Annotated in this window: 16 protein-coding genes; 6 read left to right on the top strand and 10 right to left on the bottom strand. The window is 67.3% G+C overall.

What is annotated here, in order from left to right:
* The first annotated feature begins 124 nt into the window (after window positions 1-124).
* Window positions 125-757 (top strand): uracil phosphoribosyltransferase, encoded by a 633-nt coding sequence (gene upp, locus ACZK1G_RS08205; protein ID WP_005409099.1) that lies wholly within the window; start codon window positions 125-127, stop codon window positions 755-757.
* Between the two features lie 109 nt (window positions 758-866).
* Here upp and ACZK1G_RS08200 read toward each other — a convergent pair whose 3' ends face one another.
* On the bottom strand, window positions 867-1,346 hold the full coding sequence (locus tag ACZK1G_RS08200; RefSeq protein ID WP_049445461.1) for an SRPBCC family protein: 480 nt from the start codon (window positions 1,344-1,346) through the stop codon (window positions 867-869).
* Window positions 1,327-1,686 carry an ArsR/SmtB family transcription factor gene (locus ACZK1G_RS08195; RefSeq protein WP_101766392.1) on the bottom strand — a complete coding sequence of 120 codons (360 nt, stop codon included), beginning with the start codon at window positions 1,684-1,686 and terminating at the stop codon, window positions 1,327-1,329. The genes ACZK1G_RS08200 and ACZK1G_RS08195 overlap by 20 nt, the downstream gene beginning before the upstream one ends.
* Before the next feature lie 127 nt (window positions 1,687-1,813).
* Here ACZK1G_RS08195 and ACZK1G_RS08190 point away from each other — a divergent pair, with 127 nt between their 5' ends.
* Entirely contained in the window at window positions 1,814-2,107 is a 294-nt protein-coding gene (locus ACZK1G_RS08190; RefSeq protein ID WP_049445544.1) for a PsiF family protein, read from the top strand.
* A gap of 83 nt (window positions 2,108-2,190) precedes the next feature.
* Here ACZK1G_RS08190 and ACZK1G_RS08185 read toward each other — a convergent pair whose 3' ends face one another.
* The 6 genes from ACZK1G_RS08185 to rsmD form a co-directional block, all read right to left on the bottom strand.
* Complete coding sequence (locus ACZK1G_RS08185) at window positions 2,191-3,078, bottom strand: MBL fold metallo-hydrolase (RefSeq protein WP_101765277.1); 888 nt, start codon at window positions 3,076-3,078, stop codon at window positions 2,191-2,193.
* A 120-nt stretch (window positions 3,079-3,198) separates the two neighbouring features.
* Window positions 3,199-4,929, bottom strand: coding sequence for a gamma-glutamyltransferase (gene ggt, locus ACZK1G_RS08180; protein WP_101765276.1), 1,731 nt, complete (start codon window positions 4,927-4,929; stop codon window positions 3,199-3,201).
* Window positions 4,926-5,207 (bottom strand): YfhL family 4Fe-4S dicluster ferredoxin, encoded by a 282-nt coding sequence (locus ACZK1G_RS08175; protein ID WP_004153175.1) that lies wholly within the window; start codon window positions 5,205-5,207, stop codon window positions 4,926-4,928. The genes ggt and ACZK1G_RS08175 overlap by 4 nt, the downstream gene beginning before the upstream one ends.
* A gap of 132 nt (window positions 5,208-5,339) precedes the next feature.
* Window positions 5,340-5,831: a hypothetical protein gene (locus tag ACZK1G_RS08170; RefSeq protein ID WP_004153167.1), complete on the bottom strand. Its 492-nt coding sequence runs from the start codon at window positions 5,829-5,831 to the stop codon at window positions 5,340-5,342.
* Window positions 5,832-5,891: 60 nt separating this feature from the next.
* On the bottom strand, window positions 5,892-6,401 hold the full coding sequence (gene coaD, locus ACZK1G_RS08165) for a pantetheine-phosphate adenylyltransferase (RefSeq protein ID WP_014036814.1): 510 nt from the start codon (window positions 6,399-6,401) through the stop codon (window positions 5,892-5,894).
* A 26-nt stretch (window positions 6,402-6,427) separates the two neighbouring features.
* Window positions 6,428-7,006 carry a 16S rRNA (guanine(966)-N(2))-methyltransferase RsmD gene (gene rsmD, locus ACZK1G_RS08160; RefSeq protein ID WP_101765275.1) on the bottom strand — a complete coding sequence of 193 codons (579 nt, stop codon included), beginning with the start codon at window positions 7,004-7,006 and terminating at the stop codon, window positions 6,428-6,430.
* Window positions 7,007-7,608: 602 nt separating this feature from the next.
* Here rsmD and htpG point away from each other — a divergent pair.
* Window positions 7,609-9,501 (top strand): molecular chaperone HtpG, encoded by a 1,893-nt coding sequence (htpG, locus tag ACZK1G_RS08155; RefSeq protein WP_101765274.1) that lies wholly within the window; start codon window positions 7,609-7,611, stop codon window positions 9,499-9,501.
* Window positions 9,502-9,640: 139 nt separating this feature from the next.
* Here htpG and ACZK1G_RS08150 read toward each other — a convergent pair whose 3' ends face one another.
* Window positions 9,641-9,940, bottom strand: a complete 300-nt coding sequence (locus ACZK1G_RS08150) for a hypothetical protein (RefSeq protein ID WP_049445474.1) — start codon at window positions 9,938-9,940, stop codon at window positions 9,641-9,643.
* Window positions 9,941-10,069: 129 nt separating this feature from the next.
* Between ACZK1G_RS08150 and ftsY the strand changes: the two genes are divergently transcribed.
* From ftsY to ACZK1G_RS08135, 3 genes are all read left to right on the top strand, one after another.
* The gene (ftsY, locus tag ACZK1G_RS08145; RefSeq protein ID WP_049445476.1) at window positions 10,070-11,407 is read left to right on the top strand and encodes a signal recognition particle-docking protein FtsY; all 1,338 of its coding nucleotides are present in this window, start codon (window positions 10,070-10,072) and stop codon (window positions 11,405-11,407) included.
* An 82-nt stretch (window positions 11,408-11,489) separates the two neighbouring features.
* On the top strand, window positions 11,490-12,614 hold the full coding sequence (gene mutY / locus ACZK1G_RS08140; RefSeq protein WP_101765273.1) for an A/G-specific adenine glycosylase: 1,125 nt from the start codon (window positions 11,490-11,492) through the stop codon (window positions 12,612-12,614).
* A 5-nt stretch (window positions 12,615-12,619) separates the two neighbouring features.
* The gene (locus ACZK1G_RS08135) at window positions 12,620-12,889 is read left to right on the top strand and encodes an oxidative damage protection protein (RefSeq protein ID WP_004153160.1); all 270 of its coding nucleotides are present in this window, start codon (window positions 12,620-12,622) and stop codon (window positions 12,887-12,889) included.
* Between the two features lie 74 nt (window positions 12,890-12,963).
* Here the strand turns inward: ACZK1G_RS08135 and ACZK1G_RS08130 are convergent, their stop codons facing one another.
* The gene (locus ACZK1G_RS08130) at window positions 12,964-13,416 is read right to left on the bottom strand and encodes a DUF6491 family protein (protein ID WP_101765272.1); all 453 of its coding nucleotides are present in this window, start codon (window positions 13,414-13,416) and stop codon (window positions 12,964-12,966) included.
* Window positions 13,417-13,490: the final 74 nt, after the last annotated feature.

Below are 13,490 nucleotides of genomic sequence, written 5' to 3'. Positions count from 1 at the left end.
GCAAGGTTGCATGGCCGTGACATGCATCTGCACATTTCATGTACGGCGGCTCGGGGCCCGGTTTGGGGTTCGACACGCCAATCCGGCAAAATGGCGTCCTCTCTCCTTTTCCCCCTTCCCGACCATGAAGATCGTCGAAGTGCGCCACCCGCTGGTGCAGCACAAGATCGGCCTGATGCGCAATGCCGCGCTCAGCACCAAGGATTTCCGCGAACTGGCCAACGAGCTGGGTACGCTGCTGGCCTACGAGGCCACCGCCGACCTGGACACCGAGCCGCACACCCTGCCCGGCTGGGCCGGCCCGGTCACGGTGCAGCGCATTGCCGGCGCCAAGATCACCGTGGTGCCGATCCTGCGTGCCGGCCTGGGCATGCTCAGCGGCGTGCTGTCGCTGATCCCCGCCGCCCGCGTCAGCGTGGTCGGCCTGCAGCGCGATGAGGAAACCCTGCAGCCGGTGCCCTACTTCGAGCGCCTGACCGGCCGCCTGGAAGAGCGCGACGCGCTGATCCTGGACCCGATGCTGGCCACCGGCGGCACCCTGATCGCCACCATCGACATGCTCAAGCGTGCCGGCGCACGCCGCATCAAGGGCATCTTCCTGGTGGCCGCGCCGGAAGGCATCGAAGCGGTCAAGGCCGTGCACCCGGACGTGGAGATCTACACCGCGGCCATCGATGCCCAGCTCAACGACAAGGGTTACATCCTGCCGGGCCTGGGCGACGCCGGTGACCGCATCTTCGGTACCCGCGTCGGTTGAACCGGCGAGCCGGGGTCAGAGCCCTTTCTGTGAAAGGGATCCGACCCCCGCGATGTTGGGGTCAGAGCCCTTTCTGCGAAAGGGATCTGACCCCATCCCGCATTCCGGCCTACAGCCCGGCTGCGAAGGTTTCCAGCTGGCCGATGACGGTGTTCCAGCCGTCGAAGAAGCCCAGCTGCTCATGCTGGTCACGCAGGGCCTTGTCCGGGTGCATCACCCGCGCCGTGTAGCGGCAGCCCTGCCCCTCGTCCTCCATGGTGATGATGGCGGTGAAGCCCAGCCAGGGTGACTGCGGCCGCCAGCCTGCGCCCAGCATCGAGGTGAACACCAGGCGCTGCTGCGGCACGATCTCCAGGAAGCTGCCCGGATTGTCACTGCTGCCGCCATCCGGGCCCTGCATGAAGGTGTGGAAGGCCCCGCCGGGGCGCAGGTCGAATGCGCGCACCTCGGTGGTCCACGGCTCCGGGCACCACCACTGGCGCAGCAGTTCCGGGTCGGTCCACGCCCGCCACAAGGCAGCGCGCGGTGCGTTCAACACACGGCTGATGACCAGATCGGTATCGGGGTTGTTACCTGCGTCTACGGCCACGGGCCTGCTCCTGTCGGTGAAGGGTTTCGACGAAATCGACCATGCGGTCGGCGCGCGCCTCCCACACGGCACGCTGTTCGGCCAGCCACTGCTCGGCCTGGCCCAGCCGCGCCGGCACCAGTTCGCAGGTGCGTATGCGCCCCTGCTTGTGGCTGCGCACCACGCCGCTGCGTTCCAGCACGGCCAGATGTTTCATCAGCGAGGGCAAGGCCATCTGGAAAGGCTCGGCCAGCACCGACACCGTGCGTGGCCCCTGCCCCAGCGCGGCCACGATCGCGCAACGGGTCGGGTCGGCCAGTGCGTGGAAGACGTCCTGGATGGCGGGATCATACTTACCCATATGGCTAAGTAATACGCCGATCTGAATGCCGATGCAAGCAGGCGCGACTGGGCAATGATTTTTCACGTGGTCTTGCCATGCGGAAGCGAATGCTCCGCGCACCCGCCACCGCTTGGAGCACCCTGAGATGAAAGCCTCATTCCTGCTGGCCGCCGCCCTGCTGGTCGGCCTGCCCCTGGCTGCCAACGCCACCACCCCGCAGCAGCAGCGCATGGCCGAATGCTCGGCCAAGAACAAGGGCTTGAAGGGTGATGCCTACAAGACCGCGCAGAGTTCCTGCCTCAGCGGCCACGCTGCCGACTCCAAGCCGGCCAATGCGCAGCAGGAACGCATGCGCAAGTGCAACGCCGACGCGGGCGCCAAGAAGCTGGCCGGTGATGCGCGCAAGACCTTCATGAGCAGCTGCCTGAAGGCGTCTTGACGTCTGTCTCTTGCAGGGCGCCATCCACGCATGGCGTGGATCTGCCGCGTCAGTGGAAGGCCGGGCATTGCCCGGCCTTTTCATTACCCCAGGGCGCGCGCCTTCAGCTCGCCCTGCTCGTGCAGGGTCACGAAACGCCCCTTGTCATCGCGCCCGAGCTGCGCCAGCGCGACCTGCGGGTCATGGGTGAAGAACAGCCGTACGTTGCGCGCCAGCTTGTCTTCAAGGAACTGCCGCTTCTCGTCGATCAGCAGTTCGGCGTTGCGGTCGTAACCCATGGTGATCGGCACGTGCACCCATGAACGCCCCGGAATCAGGTCGGCACAGAACACCACGCCACCGTGCGCACCCTCGCCTGCATGCGCGTGACCGACGATCTCGGCCAGCATCAGTCCCGGCGTATGCCCGTCGCTGTAGCTGAAGCGCACGCTGCGGCCGAGGATCTTCGAGTACTCCCCGTCCACCACTTCCAGCCGGCCACTGGCCTGCAGCAGGCCAGGCAGCTCCGGAATGAAGCTGGCCCGGTCACGCGGGTGCGGATGCACAGCGCGCTGCCAATGCTGTGCGCCGACCACATAGGTTGCGTTGGGGAACAGCAACTCGGGCTCACGCCCTTCGCTCCACGCCGCCAGCAGTCCGCCGGCGTGATCGAAGTGCAGGTGGCTGAGCACCACGACATCGATGTCCTCATGCTCGAAACCCGCTTCGCGCAACGAATCGATCAGCACGTGCTGGCTTTCCTGCACGCCGTAGCGCTCACGCATGCGCGGGTCGAAGAATGCACCGATGCCGGTTTCAAACAGCACCGTCTTGCCTTCCAGCGGGCTTGCAAGCAGCGCACGGCAGGCCAGCTCGATGCGATTGAGCTCGTCCGGTGCCGCCCATTTTTCCCATAACGCACGCGGTGCGTTGCCGAACATCGCACCGCCATCAAGGCGCTGCGAGTTTCCACGAATAGACCAGAGTTTCATGCGCCGATTATCGGCGCCGGCTCGTTAAATAATCGCTAGAAAGGAAACAGAAAACCCCGCCGACAAAGGCGGGGTTTCGATGATCTGCCAGATTGCCGGCCAGCGGCCGGCGCGACCGGATCAGCGCGCCGGTACGACCTGGGCGCTGCCCACCGGGTTGCGCGGGTCGCTGCCACCGAACAGTCTGTTCGCCTTGCGGTCCCATTCCACGGTCTGCAGGTTGCCCCACACGTGGCTGGAACCGCGGCCGCCTGCGGCGACGTCACCCGGCAGATCGATCTTGTGGCCCATTGCCTGCAGCTGCTTCACCGTCGCCGCGTCGAATGCATCGTCCTCGGCCTCGATCAGGTCCGGCAGCCACTGATGGTGGTAGCGCGGCAGCGCGGCCACCTGCTGTGCGTCCAGGCCGGCGTCGTAGCCGAGGATGCCCAGCAGCACCATGGTGATGATGCGGCTGCCGCCTGGGGTGCCCAGCACCACCACCTTGTCGGCGTTCTCCATGAAGGTCGGCGTCATCGAGCTGAGCATGCGCTTGCCAGCCTTCGGCGCATTGGCCTCGTAGCCCATCACGCCAAACGCGTTGGGCGTGCCCGGCTTCAGCGCGAAGTCGTCCATCTCGTTGTTCAGCAGTACGCCGGTGCCCTTGGGAATCAGCCCCGAGCCATACAGCAGGTTGACGGTCTGGGTGGCGCCAACGCGGTTGCCATCGCGGTCGATGATCGAGAAGTGCGTGGTCTCGTCGTCTTCCAACGGCGTCGGGTTGCCCGACAGCAGGTCGCTGGGCGTGGCCTTCTCCGGATGGATGGTCGCCCGCAGGCCCTGCGCGTAGTCCTTGCTGGTCAGCACTTTCTGCGGGATCTGCACGAAGTCCGGATCACCGAGGAAGAAGGTGCGGTCGCGGTAGGCGCGGCGCATCGACTCCACCACCAGGTGGGTGCGGTGCGCCGGGTCCATCTTCCTGATATCCCAGCCTTCCAGGATCTGCAGCATGCTGGCCAGCGCGATGCCACCGGACGACGGCGGCGGCGCGGTGGTGATCTTCCAGCCGTTGTAATTGAACACGATCGGCTCGCGCTGCTTCACGCGATAGCCGGCCAGCTCTTCGGCGGTCCACTTGCCACCAGCCTGCTTCACGCCGGCCAGCAGCAGCGAACCGGTCTGGCCCTTGTAGAAGCCATCGAAGCCACCGGCGGCCAGCCGCTCCAGCGTCTGCGCCAGCTCCGGCTGCTTGAACAGGTCACCGGTGGCGATCGGCTTGCCATTGCGCAGGTAGACCTCGCGCGTGCCGGGGTAACGCTCCATCACTTCACGGCGCGAGGCATAGCCCTTGGCCATGCGGTCGTACACCGGGAAGCCTTCGCGCGCGATGCGGATCGCCGGCTGCAGCGACGCCGACAGGGGCAGCTTGCCGTACTTGGCCGACAGTTCGACCAGCGCTGCGGGCAGGCCGGGAATACCCGCCGACCAGGCACCGTTGACCGAACGATCACGGTCCAGGTTGCCCTGCTTGTCCAGGAAAGCCTGCGGGGTCGCAGCGGCCGGTGCGGTCTCGCGTGCATCCAGCATCACATCCTTGCCGGTAGCCGCGTCGTGCAGCAGGAAGAAGCCGCCGCCGCCCAGCCCGGAACTGATCGGCTCGACCACCGCCAGCGTGGACGACACCGCCACCGCGGCGTCGAAGGCGTTGCCGCCCTGCGCCAGGATGTCGATGCCGGCCTGGGTGGCCAGCGCGTGGCCGCTGGCAATGGCCGCGCCGTCGGGGCGCTCGGCACGGGCCGGACTGTCGGCCCAGGCAATCGGGCTCAGCAACAGGCCGAGCAGCAACAGCGGACGGACGATCAGCGTCTTCATTCGGATGGAGGCTCCGCGTAGAGTTCGGGGTGATCGTGCTGCAGCTGGCGCAGCTTGGCCAGCAGCTGGTCTTCCGTTTCCACGATCTCCGGGTCCGGGTCGATGCACTCGACCGGGCAGACGACCACGCACTGTGGCTCGTCGAAATGACCCACGCATTCGGTGCAGCGCGCAGGGTCGATCACGTAGATGGTTTCACCCATCGCAATGGCCTGGTTCGGGCAGGCCGGCTCGCATACGTCGCAGTTGACGCAGAGCTCGTTGATTTTCAGTGACACGGCGATACTCCTCGCCCGCGCCCTGGGACAAAGGACCGGCCAGCGCGGGCGCGCGGGCCGGTCAGGTCATCAGCGGCGCCCCTGCAGGACGCCGCCCGGGCCATGCCGGAGCATGGCCGCCATGGCTCGGTATTACTTGGCTTCGACGAAAATGTACTCGGCACCGGTCGGCTGGATCGCAGCCTGCACGCGGGCATTGTCGGCCGACTGGCCGATGAAGACGACGCGCACGCCCTTCATCGAATCCGGCGACACGTCCTTGAACACGGCCTGGATCATGTCAGCCATCTTGCCCGAGGCCGACGAACCGAAGGCCAGCATGTTGCCCGGCTGCACGCCACGGGCCACGGCCTGGGTCGCGCTCTCGGTCTGGCGCTCGTACTTGGCCTGGAAGTCCGGGTCCGATTCCGGCGAGAGGTAGTACAGGAACGGGCTGTTGGTGATGTTGCCCATGTTCTGGATCGCCACTTCCTGCAGGTACTTCTTCCAGCCTGCATCGTCGTCCTTGGACGGAGCGACCAGGGCCTGCTTGGCCTCGTCGACCGGAGCGGCCTCTTCCTTCTTGCAGGCGGTGAAGGCCAGGGCCAACGAAGCGATCAGCATCGCGCGCATGGTGGTGTTCATGGGTTTCCTCCCGGAATGGTGCGTGGTGTTGTACGTAATGGGGTGCGGGTACAGCGGGGCTTACGACTGTGCCGACTTCGCTTCGCGGACCTTGCGCAGGGCTTCGAGCACCGCGGCCGGCACGAAACCGGACACGTCGCCGCCCAGGCGCGCGATCTCGCGGACCAGCGAGGACGAAATGAAGCTGTGCTGCTCGGCCGGGGTCAGGAACAGGGTCTCGACCTCGGGGATCAGGTGACGGTTCATGCTGGCCATCTGGAACTCGTACTCGAAATCGGACACCGCGCGCAGGCCGCGCAGCAGCACCCCGCCCTGGACCGAGCGTACGAAATGGGCCAGCAGGGTATCGAAGCCGATGACCTCGACGTTGCCGTGGTGGGCCAGCGCGCCACGCGCCAGCTGCACGCGCTGCTCCAGCGGCAGCGCCGGGCCCTTGGACGGGCTCTGCGCCACGCCGACCACGACCTTTTCGAACAGCGGCGCGGCGCGGCTCACCAGGTCGATGTGACCGTTGGTGATCGGGTCGAACGTGCCGGGATAGACGGCGATGCGGCGGTTGGCCACGGTCATGGGCGGATGCAGATGTTCAGATGAGGTCAAAGTGTAGCAGTGGCGCGGCGGTACAGGGCAAAGCGCACCTCGCGGGTGCCACCCTCGCGGTGCAGCAGCCAGTCCGGCGGCAGCACCGGCACGTGGCCGGCCGGCGATTCCAGGTACAGCCAGGCATCGGCGGCCAGGTGCCGGGGCAGCTGGGCCAGCACGTCCTGCCACAGGCCATCGGCGAATGGCGGGTCGATGAAGACCAGGTCGGCCTGCTGCGCGGGTGCGCCCTGCAGCCAGCGCAGGGCATCGGCCTGCACGACGCTGATCTGGTCGCCGGCCTGCAGCTTGGCCACCGCAGCGGTCAGATTGCGCCCCAGCTGTGCATCGCGCTCGACCAGGGTGGCGTGGGCGGCACCGCGCGAGACCGCCTCCAGCCCCAGCGCACCGCTGCCGGCGAACAGGTCCAGCACGCGGGCCCCGCCGAGCCTGGGCATCAGCCAGTTGAACAGGGTTTCGCGCACGCGGTCGCTGCTGGGGCGAAGCCCCGGCAGGGTCGGCACCGGCAGGCGGGTATTGCGCCAGCGCCCACCGATGATGCGGACCTGGCCGTCATTGCCCCCACGACCGCTCATCGGCGCCCCCGGCGGCGGGAGGTATTCGAGAAATTCAGCATGAGCGGGATTGTAGTTCGGCCGGGCGGCGCCCGGGGACGCGCCAACGCATGCGCGCTGTCGCTCCCACGCTTCGCTGCGCGAAACGCGGGCCCCACCTACCAACTTCCACACCCCCGCCGCTTCGCGGCCGCCCCCTGACTCAGGGGGCTCTACCCCAGACGCGATCCGATGCCCGACATACAGGTGGGGTCAGATCCGTTTTCCTGCGGAAAGCGGATCTGACCCTGGTTTGGATTTCGATATCTGAGAGATTCCATCCACGCATGGCGTGGATCTACTGGCCGCCGGCCAACTGTCGAAGGCGGGGCGGTGTCGGATTGCGGGGTGTCCGCGGCATGGATGCCGCGGCCAAGCCCCCAAGGACGGGTTCACGGCGTCCCCGCAATCCGACACTGCCCCGCCATCCCACGGATAGCCCACTGTTGCTTCGGCTGTTGCTCTGGCCTCTGCGGGTGCAGGGCGCAGCCCTGCCCGACCAACCCCTTGATTTCGGGACAATCAGCCATACCCCTTGGCGAGGCCGCACGCGCTGGCGCGGCATTGCACACGGAGCCTTATCGATGACCGAGACCACCCAGACCGAAACCCTTGGCTTCCAGACCGAAGTCAAGCAGCTGCTGCAGCTGATGATCCACTCGCTGTACTCCAACAAGGAAATCTTCCTGCGCGAGCTGGTCTCCAACGCCGCCGACGCCGCCGACAAACTGCGCTTCGAGGCCCTGACCCAGCCGGCTCTGCTGGAAGGCGACAGCGAGCTGCGCGTGCGCGTCAGCTTCGACCCCGCCGCCCACACCATCACCATCGAAGACAACGGCATCGGCATGAGCCGCGCCGAAGCCATCGCCCACCTCGGCACGATTGCAAAGTCCGGCACCGGCGACTTCCTGCGCCAGCTGTCCGGCGACCAGAAGAAGGATTCGCAGCTGATCGGCCAGTTCGGCGTCGGCTTCTACAGCGCCTTCATCGTCGCCGACGAAGTGGAAGTGACCTCGCGCCGCGCCGGTCTGGCTGCAGGCGAAGGCGTGCGCTGGACCTCGCGCGGCGAAGGCGATTTCGACGTCGCCACCGTCGACAAGGCCGAGCGCGGCACCCGCATCGTCCTGCACCTGAAGGACGGCGAGCACGACTTCGCCGATGGCTGGCGCCTGCGCAGCATCCTCAAGAAGTACTCGGATCACATCGGCCTGCCGATCCAGATGCCCAAGGAGGGCGGTGAAGAAGGCGCCGCCGGTGAGTGGGAAACCGTCAACCGTGCCAGCGCACTGTGGACCCGTCCGCGCACCGAAATCAGTGATGCCGAGTACACCGAGTTCTACAAGCACGTCGCGCACGACCACAGCGACCCGCTGGCCTGGAGCCACAACAAGGTCGAGGGCAAGCTGGAGTACACCTCGCTGCTGTACGTGCCGGGCCGCGCGCCGTTCGACCTGTACCACCGCGATGCGCCCAAGGGCCTGAAGCTGTACGTGCAGCGCGTGTTCGTGATGGACCAGGCCGAGCAGTTCCTGCCGCTGTACCTGCGTTTCATCAAGGGCGTGGTCGACTCCAACGACCTGTCGCTGAACGTCTCGCGCGAGATCCTGCAGTCCGGCCCGGTCATCGATTCGATGAAGGCGGCGCTGACCAAGCGCTCGCTGGACATGCTGGAGAAGCTGGCCGCCGACAAGCCGGAGCAGTACGCCACGTTCTGGAAGGAATTCGGCCAGGTGCTGAAGGAAGGCCCGGCCGAGGACTACAACAACCGCGAGAAGGTGGCCGGCCTGCTGCGCTTCGCTTCCACCCGTGGCGACGGCGATGCGCAGAGCGTGTCGCTGGCCGATTACCTCGGCCGCATGACCGAAGGCCAGGACAAGATCTACTACCTGACCGGCGAGAGCTACAGCCAGGTACGCAACAGCCCGCACCTGGAAGTGTTCCGCAAGAAGGGCGTGGAAGTGCTGCTGCTGACCGACCGCATCGACGAGTGGCTGATGGGCTACCTGACCGATTTCGACGGCAAGGGCTTCGTCGACATCGCCCGCGGCGACCTCGACCTGGGCGCGCTGGAGAGCGAGGCCGACAAGCAGGAGCAGGAAGCGGCGGCGAAGGACAAGCAGGGCCTGGTCGAGCGCCTGAAGACGGTGCTGGGCGATGATGTGGCCGAAGTGCGCGTCTCGCACCGCCTGACCGATTCGCCGGCGGTGCTGGCCATCGGCGAACAGGACCTGGGCCTGCAGATGCGCCAGATCCTGGAAGCCAGCGGGCAGAAGGTGCCTGACAGCAAGCCGGTGCTGGAAATCAATCCGGGCCACCCGCTGATTGCCAAGCTCGATGCCGAAGCCGATGGCGCGCGTTTCGACGACCTCGGCCGGGTGCTGTTCGACCAGGCCGCACTGGCCGCCGGTGACAGCCTGAAGGACCCGGGTGCCTACGTGGCGCGCCTGAACAAGCTGCTGCTGGAACTGTCGGCCTGATCGACAGATCGGGTGCCGGGCAAGGCTTGGCGATGCTCTGGTAGGTGCCAACCTTGGTTGGCACTGCTGCCCTGGTAGAGGCCAACCTTGGTTGGCGCCCACCAGGGGCAGCGGTTGGCACCTGCCAAAGCGGTGTTGCTCAGGCTTCCCGATCCAACAGCGAGCCCAGCATCTGGTCGTGGCGGCGGATCACCGCAGCATTGGCAGCGAAGGCCACCACCTCGGCTTTCGCGGCCAGCAGATCACCCAGCGGCGCGGGGGCATTGGCGCCGGTGGACGTCACCGAAGCCTGCACCCCACCCTGCTCGGTGGTATTGCGCTGCAACTGCAGGCGCTGGGCGTCCGGGGTCACCAGGTTGGCCACGTTGTGCGCGGCCACCTGCACGCCCTGCTGGGCCGCACGCATCCCGCTGAGGGCGATTCCCATCACGTTGTCCATGGCGGTCTCCGGGCCGCACGACGCAGCCCTCCGGACCGGTTAACGGCCGGTGGGCCGCGACCTTGAGTCCACATCGGCCGGACAGGCCCGAGTGGTAGCATATCCCTCTGATTTCAGCGCCTTTTGCCAATGCTCAGTTTTTTCCGCCGCAAGAAGCCCCAGGATGCCCCCGCAGCGGAGGCACCCAAGACCCAGCACTACTCGGCTGAAGAGCTGGCGGCGGCATTCCCGTCGGCCGCGCCGGTCGAGGACAAGGAACCCGCGCCGGTAGCTGCGCCGGCCGCACCTGCCCCCGTTGAGCCGCCCCCGGCAGCGGTCGCCCCGGTAACGGTCGAGCCCACCCCGGCGGCTCCCGCTCCGGTGGTCCCGGCCGTCCCGGCACCCATTGCCCCGGCCCCGATCGCGCAGATCGACGTCGCCCCTGTCGCTGCGCCGGCCATCGAGCCGATGCCTGCGCCACTGCCGGAACCTGCGCCTGCACCGACCCCAGCAGCGGTCTCCGACGACCTGCCTGCCGCCGCCTCGGTCGATGCCGCCCCGGCGCCTGCCGGCAAGCCCGGCTGGCGCGAACGCTTGCGCAACAGCGTCATCGCGCGCAGCTTCGGCGGCCTGTTCTCGCGCAACCCCAAGCTCGACGACGACCTGCTGGACGAGCTGGAAACCGCACTGATCACCGCCGACGTCGGCGTGGGCGCCACCACCGATCTGGTCGAGGGCCTGCGCAAGCGCATGAAGTCGCGCGAGTTCGCCGACGCCAATGCGCTGCTGGCCGCGCTGCGCGCCGAGCTGATCGCGATCCTGCAGCCGGTCGCCAAGCCGCTGGTGATCGACCGCAACGCCAAGCCCTTCGTGGTGCTCACCGTCGGCGTCAACGGCGTTGGCAAGACCACCACCATCGGCAAGCTTGCCAAGCGCTTCAAGGACGACGGCCACAGCCTGATGCTGGCCGCCGGCGATACCTTCCGCGCCGCCGCCGTGGCCCAGCTGCAGGCCTGGGGCGAGCGCAACGGCGTGGCCGTGGTCGCGCAGGGCCAGAACGCGGACGCCGCCTCGGTGGCATTCGATGCACTGCAGGCCGGCAAGGCCCGCGGCACCTCGGTGCTGATCGCCGACACCGCCGGCCGCCTGCACACCCAGTCAGGCCTGATGAACGAGCTGGGCAAGATCCGCCGCGTGCTCGGCAAGATCGATCCCACCGCGCCGCACGAAGTGCTGATGGTGATCGACGGCACCACCGGCCAGAACGCGCTGTCGCAGCTGCGCCAGTTCAATGCCGCGGTGAACGTGACCGGCCTGGTAGTGACCAAGCTGGACGGCACGGCCAAGGGCGGCGTGGTGTTCGCGCTGGCGCGCGAGTTCGGCATTCCGATCCGCTTCGCCGGCATCGGCGAGCGCCCGGAAGACCTGCGCGTGTTCGACCCGGAAGCCTTCGTCGATGCCCTGTTGCCCGAAGCGCTGGGCGCCTGATACACCGCGCAGCCACGCATGGCGTGGCTCTACTGCAGCCTGGTAGAGCCACCCCGCGGGTGGCTGCCTCCCTGGAATTCCAATGCCCCGCCAGCCGCACGCCAGCGCCGAGACTGCAGAACGGGACGGTTTCGTCGCCCGCCTGCTGCACTGGTTCGACGACCACGGCCGCCACGACCTGCCCTGGCAGCACCCGCGCAGCCCCTATCGGGTCTGGCTGTCGGAAATCATGCTGCAGCAGACCCAGGTGGCCACGGTCATCCCGTACTTCCAGCGGTTCCTGCAGCACTTCCCGACCCTGCCCGACCTCGCCGCCGCCAGCAATGACGCGGTGATGGCGCAGTGGGCCGGGCTCGGCTACTACGCCCGCGCACGCAACCTGCACGCCGCTGCAAAGCGCTGCGTGGAACTGCACGACGGCGATCTGCCACGTGACTTCGATGCACTGCATGCACTGCCCGGCATTGGCCGCAGCACCGCAGGTGCGATCCTCAGCCAAGCCTGGAACGATCCGTTCGCGATCCTCGATGGCAACGTCAAGCGCGTGCTCAGCCGTTACCACGGCATCGACGGCTTTCCCGGCCTGCCGGCCATCGAGAAACAGTTGTGGGCCATTGCCGAGGCGCACGTGGCGCAGGTGCCGGCCGGGCGCATGGCCGACTACACCCAGGCACAGATGGACCTGGGTGCGACGGTGTGCAGCCGCGCCAGGCCAGCCTGCGTGATCTGCCCGCTGCAGGACGCGTGTGTGGCGCGCCGCGAAGGCCGCACCGCTGAACTACCCACGCCCAAGCCCAGCAAGACCCTGCCCGAGCGCGAAGCAGTGGCCCTGCTGCTGCGCGATGCCCAGCAGCGCGTACTGCTGCAGAAGCGGCCGGACACCGGCATCTGGGGGCAGCTGTGGACGCTGCCGCAGGCCGACGCCGGCAGCGAGCTGCAGGACTGGTTCGACGTGCACGTTGAAGGCTCCCTGGAAGACGCCGAAGAGCTGCCGGTGCTGCAGCACACCTTCAGCCACTACAAGCTGCACCTGCAGGTACTGTCGCGGCAGGTACACGGCCTGCGCGTGGAAGAACCCACGCTGCGCTGGGTCGCCACCGACGAGCTTCCCGCGCTGGGCCTGCCGGCCCCCATCCGCAAGCTGCTCGATGGCGCCGCGATCAAGGCGCCGAAACGAACGTCCAAGAAACCCCGCAACCACGAGTGAGTGCCATGTCCCGAACCGTCTTCTGCCAGTACGAACAACGCGATGCCGAGGGCCTGGACTTCGTGCCCTACCCCGGCGAACTGGGCCAGCGCATCTTCAACAACATCGGCAAGCAGGCCTGGGCTGCGTGGCTGGCGCACCAGACCATGCTGATCAACGAGAACCGCCTGTCACCGCGCACCCCGGAGCATCGCGCGTTCCTTGAAGGCGAACTGGTCAAGTTCCTGTTCGAGAAGGACGCGGAAAAGCCGGCCGGCTTCACCCCCGAAGCCTGACACGCAGGTAGTGCCGGCCACTGGCCGGCAACCTGGCATCTGCACGATGCCGGCCAGCGGCCGGCACTACCACGCTATTTCGCGGTTTCCGCCTCGCGCTCCTGCACCTGCGCCTGGCGCAGCTCCTGCTTGGAAGTGCGCAACGCCTTCACGTCCAGCTTGCGGATGCTGTTGATGAAGCACGGCATGCGCGGGCCACCGGTCGGGTCGCGCACCAGCACCTTGTCAAAACGCGACGACACCCGGCCCATGCTGCTGGTCAGCCCGATGGCGGTGGCGTAGGACAGGTCTGGACACGGGCCACTCAGTTCCAGCAGGTAAGCCTCGCTCGGCCGGGTCCAGACCGCCAGGGCGCTGTCACCCAGCTCGGTCCAGCCATTGAGGCTGCCGAAGAACTGCATGTCGTTCTGCGGCGCGCCGGCGTGGGCACGGTACAGATCCAGCTTCTCGGTACTGCTGAGCCGGCCGGTGGTCGCGCAGGCGGCCAGCGCCAGGCAGAGTCCGGCGATCAGGATCGGGGTCTTCATGGCGATCTCCTCGGGGAACCTGCTGCGATCATGCGCCGGCCGATGTGCGGCCGGCGCGATGGCAGGTAAACCCG

It is taken from the genome of Stenotrophomonas sp. 109824_Sma, assembly GCF_056480025.1.
Note: the sequence above shows the minus strand (reverse complement) of the source record. Positions and strands in the feature narration are given on the sequence as shown.

Bases quoted from the DNA above. Each gene is read 5' to 3' on its own strand.
- upp (WP_005409099.1), top strand. From the start codon at position 125: ATGAAGATCGTCGAAGTGCGCCACCCGCTGGTGCAGCACAAGATCGGC.
- ACZK1G_RS08195 (WP_101766392.1), bottom strand. From the start codon at position 1,686: ATGGGTAAGTATGATCCCGCCATCCAGGACGTCTTCCACGCACTGGCC.
- ACZK1G_RS08190 (WP_049445544.1), top strand. From the start codon at position 1,814: ATGAAAGCCTCATTCCTGCTGGCCGCCGCCCTGCTGGTCGGCCTGCCC.
- ACZK1G_RS08185 (WP_101765277.1), bottom strand. From the start codon at position 3,078: ATGAAACTCTGGTCTATTCGTGGAAACTCGCAGCGCCTTGATGGCGGT.
- ggt (WP_101765276.1), bottom strand. From the start codon at position 4,929: ATGAAGACGCTGATCGTCCGTCCGCTGTTGCTGCTCGGCCTGTTGCTG.
- ACZK1G_RS08170 (WP_004153167.1), bottom strand. From the start codon at position 5,831: ATGAACACCACCATGCGCGCGATGCTGATCGCTTCGTTGGCCCTGGCC.
- coaD (WP_014036814.1), bottom strand. From the start codon at position 6,401: ATGACCGTGGCCAACCGCCGCATCGCCGTCTATCCCGGCACGTTCGAC.
- rsmD (WP_101765275.1), bottom strand. From the start codon at position 7,006: ATGAGCGGTCGTGGGGGCAATGACGGCCAGGTCCGCATCATCGGTGGG.
- htpG (WP_101765274.1), top strand. From the start codon at position 7,609: ATGACCGAGACCACCCAGACCGAAACCCTTGGCTTCCAGACCGAAGTC.
- ACZK1G_RS08150 (WP_049445474.1), bottom strand. From the start codon at position 9,940: ATGGACAACGTGATGGGAATCGCCCTCAGCGGGATGCGTGCGGCCCAG.
- ftsY (WP_049445476.1), top strand. From the start codon at position 10,070: ATGCTCAGTTTTTTCCGCCGCAAGAAGCCCCAGGATGCCCCCGCAGCG.
- mutY (WP_101765273.1), top strand. From the start codon at position 11,490: ATGCCCCGCCAGCCGCACGCCAGCGCCGAGACTGCAGAACGGGACGGT.
- ACZK1G_RS08135 (WP_004153160.1), top strand. From the start codon at position 12,620: ATGTCCCGAACCGTCTTCTGCCAGTACGAACAACGCGATGCCGAGGGC.
- ACZK1G_RS08130 (WP_101765272.1), bottom strand. From the start codon at position 13,416: ATGAAGACCCCGATCCTGATCGCCGGACTCTGCCTGGCGCTGGCCGCC.